Genomic DNA, 14,059 nt, shown 5'->3' on the forward strand with positions numbered 1-14,059 from the left:
CTACTAAGGAGATCGGAACATGACTACAATAGAGAGAAAGCCGGAGGGGCAGCGCCTGGAGCGCCTGATCTCCGACTGCTTTTCCGGCGGCGAGATCTGCCGCCGGGAGCTGCGGCTCCAGGAAGGGGAGGCCCAGGCGCTGGAGCAGGCCTACCCCGCCAGCCGGGTGCGCCCCATGGGCGGCAGCTGGTATGAAATCACCTTTCAGGGGGCATTCCAACATGGCAACTGAATTCATCCCCGTGCTGCTCGGCTCCGATATCAACGCCTACAGCATGGCCCGCGCCTTCCACGAGGCCTACGGCATCCAAAGCGTGGTATACGGCATGTACCCGGCCAGCGTCTGCGCCGGCAGCACCATCATCGACTACCGGGTGCGCGCGCACAACGACCGGGCGGACACGGTGCTGGAGAACGTCACCGAGGTGGCCGGGGCGCACCCGGACAAAACCATTCTGGTGCTGGGCTGCGGGGATAACTACCTCAACGCCATCTCCGCCAACCTGCCCCGCTTTCCGGGCAACGTCGTGGCGCCCTATGTGCCGCTGGACCTGCTGGAGACGCTCATCCACAAGGAGCGCTTTTATCAGCTCTGCGAGCAGTACGGCATCGATTATCCCGACACCGTGGTCTATCACAAGGGCATGGGTCACGACTTCACCCTGCCCTTCGACGGCCCCTTTGTAGTCAAGCCCGCCGAGTCGGACACCTACTGGAAGCATCCCTTCCCCACCCAGAAGAAGGCCTACGTGCTCCAGACCCGCGCGGAGGTGGATCAGGTCATCGACGACATCTACGGGGCGGGGTATGAGGATTCCCTGATCCTCCAGGACTTTATCCCCGGAGACGACAGCTTTATGCGGGTGGTCACCAACTACTCCGGCGCGGACGGCAAGGTCCGCCTGATGTGCGTGGGCCATGTGCTGCTGGAGGAGCATACCGACCATGCCATCGGCAACCACGCCGTCATCATCACCGAGCGCTCGCCGGAGCTGTGTGAAAAGCTGCGGGCGTTCCTGGAGGCGATCCGCTTTACCGGCTTCTCCAACTTCGATATCAAGTACGACCAGCGGGACGGAAAATTCAAGGCCTTTGAGATCAACTGCCGCCAGGGCCGCAGCAACTATTACGTCACCGGCGCGGGGTACAACCTGGCCAGGTACCTGGTGGAGGACCGCATTGAGCACACCAGCGCGCCCCTGACGGTAGTGGAAAACCGCCATCTCTGGTGGGTCATTCCCAAGGCGGTGGCCTACGACTACGTGAACCCGGCTTACCACGGGGAGATGCGCAGCCTGGATCAGGCGGGCGCCTCCGTCAATCCGCTGTTCTATCCTGCCGACCGGGGCTTCTTCCATAAGCTGCGCATCCTCAAGGGGCAGCGCCGCTATGTGGGCTGGTACGCCTCCAGTATGGAGAAGGCGAAATGAGCGAACAGCGCCTTGGCATTTTAGGCGGCATGGGACCCCAGGCCACCCAGGATTTTTACCAGCGCATCCTGGACCGCACCGACGCCGCCTGCGACCAGGAACACCTGCCCACCCTGATCCTCAGCGACACCGGTATGCCCGATCGCACCACCGCCATCCTGGGCGGGGATGCGGAGGGCTGCTATCAGCGGCTTTTGGCCGACGCCCGTCTGCTGGAGCGCAGCGGCTGCACCGTGCTGGCCATCCCCTGCAACACCTCCCATTTTTTTGCCGACCGGCTCCAGAAGGAGCTGGAGGCGCCCCTGATCCACATGCCCCGGGAGACCGTGGCCGTACTGGCCCGGTCGGGGAAGCGGAAGGTGGGCGTCCTGGCCACCGACGGCACCGTGCAGACCGGGGTCTATCAGAAGGAATGCGCCGCGCAGGGCATCCTCGCCGTCGCTCCCCCGCCCGAGGTGCAGAAGCTGGTCATGGGCATCATCTACGATGAGATCAAGCGGGGCGAGAAGGGCAGCCGGGAGAAATTTGCCGTCATCGACCGCTGGCTGCGCGGCGCCGGGTGCGACAGTGCCATCCTCGCCTGCACGGAGCTGTCCGTCTACCGCACCTATCACAGCCTGCCCGATTATTATCTGGACGCCATGGACGTGCTGGCCGAGCGGTGCATCACCGCCTGCGGCTATAAATTGCGCATGGTATAGGCGCTGCGGCGCCCTCCCCGCCCATGCGATCATTCTTTCAACTGGTGGTGACGTACATGATGGACCGGCCCCGTCTGCCGCTCGGCGGCTATTATCAGCTGCTCCAGCGCCGCGGCCTGCTCTGCGGCGATTCCCCCCTGGCCGCCGACCTGACCCGCCCCGTGGCTCTGGTGTCCTGCGACTCCAAGCGGGTCATCCCCGGCACGCTCTTTCTCTGCAAGGGCGCGCGATTCAAAGCGGAATACCTCCGCTCCGCGCTGGAGCAGGGGGCGTTCGCCTACGTCAGCCAAACCCCCTATCCGGACGTTCCCCTGCCCTGCATCCAGGTCACGGACATCCGGCAGGCCATGGGGCTGCTGGCCGACGCCGCCTACGGCCATCCCTCCGGACAGCTGCGCATCACCGGCATTACCGGTACCAAGGGCAAAACCACCACGGCCTATTACCTCAAGTCCATTTTGGATATTTGGCTGGAGGGCCAGGGCCGCCGGGCCAGCGCCCTGCTGTCCACCATCGTCACCGACGACGGCGTAGAGCGCCGTCCCGCCAAGCTCACCACGCCGGAACCGCTGGACCTGCAGCGCCACCTGTGGAACGCCGCCTCGGCGGAGGCGGACTATTTGACCATGGAGGTGTCCAGCCAGGCGCTGAAATACGGCCGGGTCATCGGTGTGGAGCTGGCCTGCGCGGTCTTCCTCAATATCGGGGAGGACCACATCTCCCCGGTGGAGCACCCTGATCTGGAGGATTATCTGAATTCCAAGCTGCTCATTTTCCGGCAGGCCGCCGCCGCCTGCGTGAATCTGGACAGCGACAAGGCCGACCGCATCTGGGCGGCCGCCCGGGCCTGCCCCAGCGTGATCACCTTCTCGCGGAAGTTTCCCTCCGCCGACGTGTACGCCGACCAGATCCGCAAGCAGGGCGGGCGCATCGTCTTCCGCGTGCGCACCCCCTCTTATGAGCGGGAGCTGGCCATCTCCACGCCGGGGCTGTTCAACGTGGACAACGCCCTGGCCGCCGTGGCGGCGTGCCAGGTCTACGGCGTCCCGGAGGACGCGGTGGCCGGGGGACTGCTGCGCGCCTTCGTGCCCGGGCGCATGGAGCATTACCAGAGCGCCGACGGGGCCATCTCCGTCATCGTAGACTACTCCCACAACGGCATGAGCCTGCGCAACGCCCTCTCCTCCGTGCGCCAGGAATACCCCGGCCGGGAGCTGACGGTGCTCTTCGGCTGCACCGGCGGCAAGGGCATCGACCGCCGGGAGGGGATGGGCAACGCCGCCGGAGAACTGGCCGACCGGGTCATCCTCACCGAGGACGACCCCGGCCCCGAGGCGGTGGAGGCGATCTGCGCCGATATCGGGGTGTTTTTACAGCGTCATGGGAAGGCGTACACCGTGGTGCCCAACCGGGAGCAGGCGGTGGAGCAGGCTATCCTGGGCGCCCGGCGGCCCGCCGTGGTTCTGCTGGCGGGCAAGGGCTGCGAGACCCAGCAAAAGCGCAAAAGCGGCCCCGAGCCCTGCATCCCGGACGGGGAGCTGGCCCGGCGGACGCTGGAGCGGTACGACGGGCGATGACCGCTCTGGACCAGGCCTTTCGCGCCGCCGGAGCCGCCGCCTGGGGCGGCGTGGCCTATGACCGCCTTACTCCGGAAATGACCCGGGAGGATCAGGAAAAGGTCCGCGCCCAATGTCCCCAGCCCAGGACGGTGCTGGTGGCCGCGTTCCCCTATTACGCCGGAGACCGGCCCGGTAATCTGTCTCTGTATGCCCGGGGGGAGGATTATCACCGCGCCCTCGCCCGCAGGCTGAATACGGTTTGTGATTTTTTATCTCGCCAATACCCGATGGAATCCTTTCTGCCCGCCGCCGACAACTCCCCCCTGCCGGAGCGGGAGGCCGCCCGGCTGGCCGGGCTGGGCAAGGTGGGCCGCCACGGGCTGCTTATCCTGCCCCCTTACGGCTCCTTCCTGTTTTTGGGGACCATCCTCACCGGCGCTGCGCTGGCGCTGCCGGAGCGGGAGGCCGCGCCCGCCTGCGAGGACTGCGGCCGCTGCGCCGCCGCCTGCCCGGTGGGCGCGCTGGGACCCGGCGGCGCAGACCGGGAGCGCTGTCTCTCTCAGCTGACCCAGCAGAAGCGCCTGACGGACGAGGAGGCGGCCCTGGTGGCCGCGCACCCCTATGTCTGGGGCTGCGATTTGTGCCAGCGCGCCTGTCCATACAATCACCACGCCGCCCGATCGCCCCTGCCGGAGTTCCGGGAGGATCTGATCGACCGTCTCACCCCCGCTGATCTGGACGGCCTGAGCAACCGGAGCTTCCAGTCCAAATACGGCACGCGGGCCTTCGCCTGGCGGGGCCCGGGCCCGCTGCGGCGCAACCTGGAGCTGCAGCAGGAATAAAACCGCCGTTTCAGGCCCAAACTATCGGTATCGTTTGGACAGAAAGGCGGTTTTTCCATGCAAGTACGCGATCTGATGAACCCCAGCGTGGTCTCCATCACACCCGGCGAGTCGGCTTCCCTGGCCGCGCGGCTGCTGTCCCGGCATAATCTGGGCTCCCTGCCCGTCTGCGGGGAGGACGGCGGCCTGCGCGGCATCGTCACCGACCGGGATATCGTCCTGCGCTGCGTGGCGGCGGAGGAGGACCCGGCCCAGACCCCCGTCAAGGACATCATGAGCCGCAACTGCGCAGTGGTCTCCCCCGACGACGACGCAAGGGAGGCCACCCGGCTCATGGCCGCCCGACAGGTGCGCCGGCTGCCGGTGCTGGAGGACGGCAGAGTGGTGGGCATGGTCTCCCTGGGGGACCTGGCCCGCAGCCACCGCTGCGACATGGAGGCCAGCAAGGCCCTGTCTGAAATTTCAGAGAACGTAAAAAAAGTCTACCCCTGACAAAGCCAAAGGCCCGCGGCAGTGCCGCGGGCCTTGTCTGTTATCCCTGCTCGGACAACCTCCGGGCAATGACCCGGGCTACCTTGACGCCGGAGGCGCCGGCCTGGGCCAGCCCGCGGGTGACCCCCGCTCCGTCCCCTGCGGCAAAGAAGCCGGGCAGAGCGGTCTCCAGCTCCCCGGACAGGGCCAGGCGGGCAGAGTAGAATTTGACCTCCGCGCCGTAGAGCAGCGTATCGTAATTGGCCGTGCCGGGGGCCAGCTTGTCCAGCTGATAGATCATCTCGATGATATCGTCCAGCTGCCGCTTGGGCAGGGCCAGGGACAAATCCCCCGGCACTGCGGCGGTAAGGGTGGGACGTACAAACGACTTGCTCATGCGGTGCTCGTTGGTGCGGATACCGCTGACCAGGTCCCCGAAGCGCTGCACCAGCACGCCGCCGGCCAGCATGTTGGACAAAGAGGCGATATGCTTGCCGTAGCGGTAGGGCTCGTTGAAGGGCTGGGTAAAGCGGTTGGATACCAGCAGAGCAAAATTGGTGTTTTCGCTCTGCAGGGCAGGGTCGGAGTAGGAGTGGCCGTTGACGGTGTTGATGCCCTCCACGTTCTCGGCCACCACATGGCCGTAGGGGTTCATGCAGAAGGTGCGCACCTGGTCGCCGTACTGCTTGGTGCGGTAGACCAGCTTGGACTCATACACCACGTCGGTGATGTGCTCGAAGACCTTTGCGGGCAGCTCCACCCGCACGCCGATGTCCACCTGGTTGTTGATCAGCTCCAGACCCAGGCCCTTGCACTGGTTGGAGAACCACTCCGCCCCGGAGCGTCCGGGCGCGGCGATGAGCCAGCGGCAGTCCACCGGCTCCCCCCGATCGGTGCCCAGACGGTAGCCCTCCGTCCCCAGGACCTCGATAGAGGCCACGCTGGTGCGGAAGCGGTACTCCACGTGCTCCCGCACGGTCTCGTAGATGCTCTGGAGGATCTTCAGGTTGTTCTCCGTGCCCAGGTGCTTGCACCGGGCCTGGAGCAGGTGCAGGTCAAACTCCAGCGCTTTTTTCTCCAGGGCGCGGGCGGCGGGGGTATCGGTGGAAAAAACCTGGTCGGTCGCGCCGTGGCGCACGTTGATGGAATCCACATAGTCGATCAGATCCATGACCTCTTTGGCGTCCATAAAATCGGTGAGCCAGCCGCCGAACGCGGTGGTGAAATTATATTTCCCGTCGGAGAAAGCCCCCGCCCCGCCGAAGCCGCACATGGTATCGCAGATCTTGCAGTGGATGCACTCCTTCACCTTGCCTGCCACGATGGGGCAGCTGCGGGTATAGATATCGGAGCCCTGATCCAGGGTGACCACTTTCAGGGAGGGGCACAGGCGCATCAGCTCATAGCCCGCGAAGATCCCGGCCTCACCGCAGCCGATGATGGCGACGTCATAGCGTGTACTCATGTGCGATCTCTCACTTTACCATAAAATAGGGCCCAAAGATGCCCTATTTATTATACCACAGCTGTCAACCGCTCCATCTGCGCCCCCGCCTGCTCCCGCTGCCCGCCCTGCGCGCGGGGCGAAAATCGTCCCGTGCGGAGCGGCGGACGCGGCCCTCCCGGCGCAGACGCCCGCGCTGCCGCCCGCTGCTGTTTCTGCCGCCGGAGAACCCGCCGTCACCCAGCGGGGGAATAGCGCCCCAGCTCAATGCCGGTATAGTACCATTTCAGGATCTCTTCATAGGTCTTTCCCTGCCGTGCCAGGGCGTTGGCCCCATATTGGCTCATCCCCACCCCGTGGCCGTAGCCGGTGACGGAGAAGGTGACCGCGCTTTCGTCCGCGGTGACAGTGAAGTTGGCCGAGCGCAGAGAAAACAGCTCCCGCAGGGCGCTCCCCGTCACGGCTGCGCCGCCTACCGTCACGCTGGACACGCCCCCGGCGGAATTGCGGACGGTCTCCCCAAACCACCCGGAGGGCGGACCGGACAGGTCGGCCTGCGGAACCTTCGCCAGCAGCGTGCGTTTGAACTCCTCCACCGGCACCGACGCCGTGCTGTGGTAGTTGGGCACCTCCTCCCCCTCCGGGCTGTCCACCCCGGACAGGTAGGGCACGGCGTTGCCCCAGACCTCCACCGCGTCCACCGTGCGCCCGGCGGCAGAGGAAAAGAAGACCGCCTGGATGGGCGCGCCGTCGTACAGGGCCGCCACGCCGTCGGTATCCGCCACGGCGGCGCTGATCTTGGCGGTATAGACCTGGGCGTTTTCTCCCCAGTTCTCCGCCGCCTGGTCCGGTTCGATATAGGCCTGGCAGCAGTTGATGTCGGTACACACGTCGGCGTCGGGATGGTTTTGTACCGTGCGCCCCATCTTGGCCAGGGTGTAGGTGCGGGCGGCCACCGTCTGCGCCTTGAGAGCCTCGGGTTCGAAGGAAGCCGGCATTTCAGCGGCCACCACCCGCCACAGGTATTTGTCCAGCGGGAGCGTGAGCACCTCGCCGTCCCCTATCGAGACCCGGACCGTGACCGCTGCGTCCTCGGAGCGCGCGGGCGTGACCACCGTGCGGTCGATGGGCAGCTCGCCGGTGGGGACGGCGCCCTCCTGCGCCGTCCCCGGCCCGTCCTGCCGCACCAGCAGCAGCGGCAGCAGGAACAACAGCAGCAGCAGCGCCAGAGCCGTGGCCACGACCTGTTTCATATCCATTCCCTCCGTCCGTCCTTTGCAAGTTTCCAGCCTTCTTATTTCACTTTTGCTTTTTCGCTTTATTCGTCTAAACCAAAAGGCGCTCCACCGGAAGCTTGGGATTTGTCTTCCCTCCCCATTGACGGCGCGGCAAAAAAAGGATACAATAGACCGCAACAAAGATGGGCAAAGGAGCGTCACAGCATGCAGAATGAGGACAAGGAGATTGCGAAGGGCTTTATCGAAAGTCTATGCGGAGAATACCGCAGACATAACTACATCGACCCGGCCTTTTATGAGACCTATAACGTAAAACGCGGCCTGCGCAACGCCGACGGGACCGGCGTCATGGCCGGTGTGACCCAGATCGGCAACGTGCTGGGCTACTATGTCCAGGACGGCGAGCGGGTCCCCATGCCCGGCAAGCTGGTCTACCGGGGGATCGACGTGGAGGAGCTGATCGACGGTTTTATGAGCGAGGGCCGGTTCGGCTTTGAAGAGACCGCCTATCTGCTGCTGATGGGCTCCCTGCCCACCCGCGGGCAGCTGTCCGCCTTTCAGCAGCTTTTGTCCGACCACCGCTCGTTGCCCCGGATGTTTACCGAGGATATGATCCTCAAGGCCCCCAGCCCCGACGTGATGAACAAACTGGCCCGCTCGGTGCTGGCTCTGTATTCCTATGACGACGACCCGGACGACATGTCTCTGCCCAATCAGCTGCGCCAGGCCGTGCAGCTCATCGCCCGGGTGCCCGTCATCGTGGCCCACGCCTTCGCGGTGAAGCGGCACTACTACGACAATGAATCGCTTTACCTCCACCGGCCTCAGGAGGGCCTGAGCGTGGCGGAGAACTTCCTCTACTCGGTCCGGCACGACAACCGGTACACCGACCAGGAGGCCAAGCTGCTGGACCTGTGCCTGGTGCTGCACGCCGAGCACGGCGGCGGCAACAACTCCGCCTTCGCCTGCCGGGTGCTCTCCTCCTCGGGTACCGACACCTATTCCGCCATTGCCGCCGCCGTAGGCTCCCTCAAGGGCCCCCGCCACGGCGGCGCCAACAAAAAGGTCATGGAGATGTTCTCCCACATCCAGGAGAACGTGCACGACTGGAAGGACGACGACGAGGTGCGCGCCTACCTGGGCGCCCTGCTGCGGAAGGAGGCGGGAGACCGCTCTGGGCTCATCTACGGGATGGGACACGCCATCTACACCCTCTCCGACCCCCGGGCCGTCATCCTTAAGCGGTTTGCCAAGAAGCTTGCCGCCACCAAGGGGATGCTGGACGAGTTCGAGCTTTACGAGAGCGTGGAGCGGCTCACCCCGGAGGTGCTCCTCTCCGTCAAGGGCGAGGACAAGGTGGTCTGCGCCAACGTGGACCTGTTCTCCGGCATGGTCTACAAGATGATGGGCATCCCGCAGGAGCTGTACACCCCCCTCTTTGCCGTGGCCCGCATGGTAGGCTGGTGCGCCCACCGGATCGAGGAAGTCTATCAGCCCGGCAACCGGATTATCCGCCCGGCCTACAAGGCCGTGGCCCCCATGCGCACGTTTATCCCCCTGGATCAGCGGTAAAAAGCGCGTAAAAGCGGCGCGGCCCCGACCTGAGTCGGGGCCGCGCCTTAGCTTGTTAAAAAAGGCCTTTTTCGACCGAGGGATGCATGACGGACAGGGCTCGATCCCTGCAGAAAAGTCGCCCAGTCCGTCCTGAGAGGTGTCATTCCCGACGCGCATCCCCAGAGGGCCCTCCGGAGAACTCGGAGCGCAACCGCCCGCAGGGCCGCTCTCGCTGCGGGAATGGCGGCGGCCGCGGAACGCTCCTTGCGGGTGAACGCTGCGGGGCCTCTGCGCCGCACGGCTCAAAACAGCCAGAACAGCCGCTCCCGGGATACGCTCATCCCCACCTTGCGCTGGAGGGCCAGGGACGCCTGGTTGTCTGTAAAGACCTGGCCGAAGGCATACTGCCCCCGCTCCAGGGCCAGGCGCACCGCGCCGCGGAGCAGGGCCTCCCCCACGCCGCGGCGGCGGTAGGCGGGCAGCACCTCCAGCATGCCGATGCTCCCCTCCTCATGGAATCCGGCAAACCCCGCACAGGCGCCGTCCACAAAGGCCCCCAGCATCCCCCGCCGGAGCGCCCCCTGCATGTAGGCTACCCCGCCGAAGGGGTGGCTGTAGTGATCATAGACCCACTGGGCCATTTCCTCCCCCAGCAGCCGCAGCTCCCCGCCGAAGGGCGCGGCGGCGGGGGGTTCCGGCGCCAGCCAGGCGGCCTGATAACAGATCTGCTCCTCGTGCAGGCCAAAGCGCCGCACCGCCTCGGCCTTGTACCACAGCTCATGGCCCACCAGCATCGCGCACCGGCTCAGCAGGGCAAAGCAGCGCTCCGCCGCCGCCGGGCCGGCGGCGCTCATCATGTGTATCCCGCCGCTCTCGCAGAGCAGCACCCCATCTTCCTCCGCGTACAGCAGCTCCGCCGTCCCCCGGCGCAGGGGCTCCAGCATATCCATATAAAACAGCGGATCGCGCCCCAGATACGCCAGGGCCTGTTCCAGTTGCTCCATTTAATCCTCCTCGAATAGGGGCAAAGTGATCACGAAGCTGGTAAAGCGCCCGTTGCTCTCCGCCCGGATCGCGCCCCCGTGCAGCTCCACGATCTCCTTCGCAATGGCAAGGCCCAGTCCCGCCCCGCCGGTCCGGGTGGAGCGGGCGGCGTCCAGCCGGTAAAATTTGTGGAAAATATTGGCCAGCTCTCCTTCGGGGATCTCCAGCCCCTCGTTCCGGACGACGATCTCGGCCTGCCGTTCCACCTTCCGGGCCCGGACCTCCACCCGGCCGCCGGGCGTACTGTAGCTGACCGCGTTGCGCAGCACGTTATCGAAGACCCGGGCAAGTTTGTCCGGGTCGCCGAGCACCACCAGGTGGTGCTGGATCTCCACGGTACACTCCAGCTCCTTTTCCGCAAACAGGGGGTAAAACTCGTCGGAGAGCTGCTCCAGCAGCATGGAGAGCTGGATGGGATGCCGTTCCCCCGCGCCGCTGTCCAGGTCCATGCGGGTGATATCGAAAAATTCGCCCAACAGCTCCTCCAGCCGCTCGGCCTTATCCAGGGCGATCCCGGTGAACTTGGCCCGCTGGGCCGCATCCAGCCCCGGCTCGTCCCGCAGCAGCGTCAGATAGCCCACCACCGAGGTGAGCGGAGTCTTCAGATCGTGGGCCAGAAAGGCCACCAGATCCTGCTTGCGCTGCTCGCTCTCCCGGGCGGCGTCCTCCCGCTGCTTCATCTGACGCTGGAGCGCGTCCAGATCTTCCTGGAGCGGAGAGAGTTCCCGTGGCAGGCGCACCGGCGCGTCCTGCTCTTCCACCACCCGGCGCAGCGCCAGGCGGATCTCCTCCAGCCAGCGGGTAAAGCGCCCCATGGCCAGGTAGAACGCCGCCAGCATCAGCACCAGCATGCCCGCCGTCAAAAACGCCTGCTTGTTGCCGCGAATGGCCTGCCGGTAGAGCTCCAGGGCCTCATACTCGCTCTGGCCGAACAGCGTGCGGGCCGCCCAGACAAAAAAGCGGGCAAAGGGGTCCTGAAGCACGCCGTCCACCACCACCTCCAGCAGGAACAGGCCCGCCAGCCCGGCGATGAGGGTGCCCGCCACTACGAACAGGAGCATTTTCAGTTTTAACCGGGTATATTTCCGCCTCACGCAAGCCTCCTTATCCCCTGGCGCTGCGCTTGGCAAAGCGCACCACCGACCACACGCCGCCCAGCAGCATGACCTCCAGAAACGCGGCAAAGCGCCAGAGCACCATTCCCACCGCCACATGCTCCCCGAAGATGGGACTCATAAACAGATAAAAGCTGCCTTCCGCGCCCCCCGCGTTGCCGGGCAATAAAACGATCCGGGAGATGACCATCACCAGGCACTGTACCAGCAGCAGCTCCACAAAGGAGTGCCCGCCGAGTCCCAGGCCGTGAAAGAGGAAATACGGCACGGCGAACAGGGCCCCCAGCTCCAGGAACATGGCGGCGAACAGTCCGGCCAGCAGGCGCTTGTTGCCCCGCAGGTCGGCCAGCTGCCGGCAGAACTCGTCCACCTTGCCCATGCCCGCCTCTACCCGGCCGGGCTTGGCCATGACCTTGGTATGCCGGGAGAGCCACTCCAGGATGCGGCGGATGAGCCGCTGAATGGGCGCGGGGCGAATGGCGGTGAAGACCGCCAGCGTGCACAGCGCCACGTACAGAACAATCAGGAAGGCCGCCCCGATGACCGCGGGACCGATGCTCTCCCCATGAAAGACCAGCTTATAGGCCAGCGCGGCCAGGGCGTAAACGGTGTAGACCACGGTGTTGGCCACCAGCTTCCAGGTGTAGATGGATGCGGTGTAGGTAGCGGACAGGCCCGCGTCGTACATCAGCTTGAGCTGCACCGGCATACCGGCGGGGCCCAGCTTATAGTAAAATTCCCCGATATAGGCCGCATCGAAGCAGCCAGCCAGGCGCATCGGGCAGCCCGCCCCCTTTCCCATGCCGTAAAAAATAAGCGCGTCGATGCTCTCGCTGACCGGAACGCACAGCGCCGCCCCCACCAGCCACAGGGGCCGGGTCTGCCTCAGCAGGGCGCGCACGTCCATGGTGCGGAAGACATGCACCACCAGAGCCGCCAGGATCGCGCCCCCCACCGTCAGTCCGGCAATGGAAAAAATGCGGTTGAACAGGGCCTTCTTGTTGGCTTTCGTATCGAACACCTTCCTTGGTCGCTTCGTCTCTCTTCAGTATACCCGTTTCAGCGCCCCGCCGCACTTGCAGCGGTAGCGCTCCGGATGGCGCACCAGCGCAGAGGCTCTGGCGCGGCAAAACTGCGCGCCGCAGCTCTGGCACACCAGCCGGTAGCGCTCCGGCCGCACATCGGGCACGCCGAGGGCCTGGCAGGTCCCCGTGCGGGCGATGGCATAGCCGTAGGCGGCGTTCATCCGCGCGGCGTAGGCCTTCCACCGCTGCCCGTGGTCCCGGCAGCCGGGGCAGGTATGGAGCGCCTCGTGGGCCAGTGTCTGCAGGCACGCCTCTTCCGCAGCCTCCAGCAGGCGCTGGCTCAGTTCGATCTCAAATGCCTCTCCCCGCCGGATGCAGCAGCCGAAGCGGGTCACCGCCCGCCGGTTCACCGTCACGTGGGGCCGGATCTGGGCGGAAACCGGGATCTTCAGGGCCCTGGCCTGATCCAGCACCCGGACCAGCAGGGCGTCAAAATCGTTCATAGGGTGCCTCCCTTGGATACATAAAACGTATTTTACCATCTTTTTTCCTGAAAGTCACTACTCGGCCGGTTTTGTCCCTTTTACGCCATCTGTGCGCGCTTAAAATCTCCGTCGTTTTGACAATACATTGAAAACGGATCGCCTGCATGGTACAATACATATAAATATAAAAGTGTGATAAATATGAATTGAGGAGGCACTTATGAAACGAGAATCAGGGAGTGCACTGCATATATACGGGTGCCTGTTTTTGATAGTACTGGCCTTGGCCGGGTGTGGGGCCGCGCTGGATACGTCTGACACAGATGCAGTATCTGGTAATTCATCCAACCAGAGCGCTCCCGTATCCAGAGACTCAAACACAATAACCTATGGCAGCCAGTTACAGCTTATTGCCGATAATACGGCAGTGTGGATGGGCGATACGGAACTAATTGCTGAACCGTTTTTCTATGCTGTTACCGATCTTGACCAGAATGGGCGGCTGGAGATCATTCAGTCCTCCTGCCAAGGAACCGGACTTTATACCTATACCAAGTTGTGGGAGGTCGGCACAGATGAAACAGCGTTAGCTCCCTGCCAGTTTTCCATGGCCGAAGGGGATTCCCAGCCGGACATTATCACGAACCCGGACATGGTATATTTTGACGAGGCGCGTGACTGCTATTTTTATATATTCCGCGACGATATTCGTAACGGTGCGGCGGAGCACTATCAAAATCGGGTTGCCTTTTCTCTGCAAGATGGCGTTGTTACCACCACTCTGTTGGGACAATGCCACAGCATCTATGCATCTCCCGATTCGGATGCAGTAACCACCTATACGGACGCTGATGGAAATATCATTGACGAGGAAGCGTACAGCATGGCAGCAGACAAGACTTTCTCCGGTCTGACAGCGATGGAGGCAACCATTGGTTGGACAGATTATGTTGTCTCAACGCAACTGGCTACGCTGACTGAATCGGAATTAATGGGTATTTTGGAAACTTCTTGGGAAAGTTTTTCCTTGCTCTAGAGTCTGTTTTAAAACCTAGCCATTGTGTGAAAAACGACGATGTAATAGAATGGGAGCATGAAGAGACATGAAATAAGCGAAAAACAATGGAATAGGATCAAGGACAAGTTCCCGC

At 64.0% G+C, this 14,059-nt stretch carries 14 protein-coding genes; 8 read left to right on the forward strand and 6 right to left on the reverse strand.

The features are described from left to right. The first annotated feature begins 19 nt into the window (after positions 1–19). From H8S57_RS11220 to H8S57_RS11245, 6 genes are read left to right on the forward strand one after another with little or no spacing between them, the layout of a single operon-like run. Positions 20–232, forward strand: a complete 213-nt coding sequence (locus H8S57_RS11220) for a hypothetical protein (RefSeq protein WP_186908181.1) — start codon at positions 20–22, stop codon at positions 230–232. Further along, the gene (locus H8S57_RS11225) at positions 222–1,430 is read left to right on the forward strand and encodes a carboxylate--amine ligase (RefSeq protein ID WP_186908182.1); all 1,209 of its coding nucleotides are present in this window, start codon (positions 222–224) and stop codon (positions 1,428–1,430) included. The genes H8S57_RS11220 and H8S57_RS11225 overlap by 11 nt, the downstream gene beginning before the upstream one ends. After that, a complete protein-coding gene (cuyB, locus tag H8S57_RS11230; RefSeq protein WP_186908183.1) occupies positions 1,427–2,131 on the forward strand; it encodes a cysteate racemase in 705 nt (234 codons plus the stop codon). Before H8S57_RS11225 ends, cuyB begins: the two co-directional genes overlap by 4 nt. Before the next feature lie 23 nt (positions 2,132–2,154). After that, entirely contained in the window at positions 2,155–3,708 is a 1,554-nt protein-coding gene (locus H8S57_RS11235) for a Mur ligase family protein (protein ID WP_243204795.1), read from the forward strand. After that, positions 3,705–4,532, forward strand: a complete 828-nt coding sequence (locus tag H8S57_RS11240) for an epoxyqueuosine reductase (protein ID WP_186908184.1) — start codon at positions 3,705–3,707, stop codon at positions 4,530–4,532. Before H8S57_RS11235 ends, H8S57_RS11240 begins: the two co-directional genes overlap by 4 nt. 57 nt (positions 4,533–4,589) lie before the next feature. Next, entirely contained in the window at positions 4,590–5,024 is a 435-nt protein-coding gene (locus tag H8S57_RS11245; RefSeq protein WP_186908185.1) for a CBS domain-containing protein, read from the forward strand. A gap of 40 nt (positions 5,025–5,064) precedes the next feature. Here H8S57_RS11245 and H8S57_RS11250 read toward each other — a convergent pair whose 3' ends face one another. Both H8S57_RS11250 and spoIID read right to left on the reverse strand, forming a co-directional pair. Beyond that, on the reverse strand, positions 5,065–6,468 hold the full coding sequence (locus H8S57_RS11250; protein WP_186908186.1) for an NAD(P)/FAD-dependent oxidoreductase: 1,404 nt from the start codon (positions 6,466–6,468) through the stop codon (positions 5,065–5,067). Between the two features lie 215 nt (positions 6,469–6,683). Continuing rightward, positions 6,684–7,700: a stage II sporulation protein D gene (gene spoIID / locus H8S57_RS11255; RefSeq protein WP_186908187.1), complete on the reverse strand. Its 1,017-nt coding sequence runs from the start codon at positions 7,698–7,700 to the stop codon at positions 6,684–6,686. A gap of 189 nt (positions 7,701–7,889) precedes the next feature. Between spoIID and H8S57_RS11260 the strand changes: the two genes are divergently transcribed. Next, positions 7,890–9,257, forward strand: coding sequence for a citrate/2-methylcitrate synthase (locus H8S57_RS11260; protein ID WP_186908188.1), 1,368 nt, complete (start codon positions 7,890–7,892; stop codon positions 9,255–9,257). Between the two features lie 284 nt (positions 9,258–9,541). Here the strand turns inward: H8S57_RS11260 and H8S57_RS11265 are convergent, their stop codons facing one another. The 4 genes from H8S57_RS11265 to H8S57_RS11280 are packed head-to-tail and all read right to left on the reverse strand — an operon-like array spanning position 9,542 to position 12,926. Beyond that, positions 9,542–10,243 carry a GNAT family N-acetyltransferase gene (locus H8S57_RS11265; RefSeq protein WP_243204796.1) on the reverse strand — a complete coding sequence of 234 codons (702 nt, stop codon included), beginning with the start codon at positions 10,241–10,243 and terminating at the stop codon, positions 9,542–9,544. Continuing rightward, positions 10,244–11,377 carry a sensor histidine kinase gene (locus tag H8S57_RS11270; RefSeq protein ID WP_256174450.1) on the reverse strand — a complete coding sequence of 378 codons (1,134 nt, stop codon included), beginning with the start codon at positions 11,375–11,377 and terminating at the stop codon, positions 10,244–10,246. It abuts the gene before it with no gap. A gap of 10 nt (positions 11,378–11,387) precedes the next feature. Continuing rightward, positions 11,388–12,419, reverse strand: a complete 1,032-nt coding sequence (locus tag H8S57_RS11275; protein WP_186908189.1) for a lysylphosphatidylglycerol synthase transmembrane domain-containing protein — start codon at positions 12,417–12,419, stop codon at positions 11,388–11,390. 24 nt (positions 12,420–12,443) lie between these two features. Then, a complete protein-coding gene (locus H8S57_RS11280; RefSeq protein WP_186908190.1) occupies positions 12,444–12,926 on the reverse strand; it encodes a SprT-like domain-containing protein in 483 nt (160 codons plus the stop codon). 202 nt (positions 12,927–13,128) lie between these two features. Here H8S57_RS11280 and H8S57_RS11285 point away from each other — a divergent pair, with 202 nt between their 5' ends. Next, on the forward strand, positions 13,129–13,944 hold the full coding sequence (locus H8S57_RS11285; RefSeq protein ID WP_186908191.1) for a hypothetical protein: 816 nt from the start codon (positions 13,129–13,131) through the stop codon (positions 13,942–13,944). The last annotated feature ends 115 nt before the right edge of the window (positions 13,945–14,059 follow it).

It is taken from the genome of Lawsonibacter hominis (genome assembly GCF_014287895.1).
GTDB classification, from domain to species: domain Bacteria; phylum Bacillota; class Clostridia; order Oscillospirales; family Oscillospiraceae; genus Lawsonibacter_A; species Lawsonibacter_A hominis.

Coding starts and splice junctions, on each gene's coding strand:
- cuyB (WP_186908183.1), top strand. CDS start 1,427: ATGAGCGAACAGCGCCTTGGCATTTTAGGCGGCATGGGACCCCAGGCC.
- H8S57_RS11280 (WP_186908190.1), bottom strand. CDS start 12,926: ATGAACGATTTTGACGCCCTGCTGGTCCGGGTGCTGGATCAGGCCAGG.
- H8S57_RS11240 (WP_186908184.1), top strand. CDS start 3,705: ATGACCGCTCTGGACCAGGCCTTTCGCGCCGCCGGAGCCGCCGCCTGG.
- H8S57_RS11225 (WP_186908182.1), top strand. CDS start 222: ATGGCAACTGAATTCATCCCCGTGCTGCTCGGCTCCGATATCAACGCC.
- H8S57_RS11250 (WP_186908186.1), bottom strand. CDS start 6,468: ATGAGTACACGCTATGACGTCGCCATCATCGGCTGCGGTGAGGCCGGG.
- H8S57_RS11245 (WP_186908185.1), top strand. CDS start 4,590: ATGCAAGTACGCGATCTGATGAACCCCAGCGTGGTCTCCATCACACCC.
- H8S57_RS11260 (WP_186908188.1), top strand. CDS start 7,890: ATGCAGAATGAGGACAAGGAGATTGCGAAGGGCTTTATCGAAAGTCTA.
- H8S57_RS11265 (WP_243204796.1), bottom strand. CDS start 10,243: ATGGAGCAACTGGAACAGGCCCTGGCGTATCTGGGGCGCGATCCGCTG.
- H8S57_RS11220 (WP_186908181.1), top strand. CDS start 20: ATGACTACAATAGAGAGAAAGCCGGAGGGGCAGCGCCTGGAGCGCCTG.
- H8S57_RS11285 (WP_186908191.1), top strand. CDS start 13,129: ATGAAACGAGAATCAGGGAGTGCACTGCATATATACGGGTGCCTGTTT.
- spoIID (WP_186908187.1), bottom strand. CDS start 7,700: ATGAAACAGGTCGTGGCCACGGCTCTGGCGCTGCTGCTGCTGTTGTTC.
- H8S57_RS11235 (WP_243204795.1), top strand. CDS start 2,155: ATGCGATCATTCTTTCAACTGGTGGTGACGTACATGATGGACCGGCCC.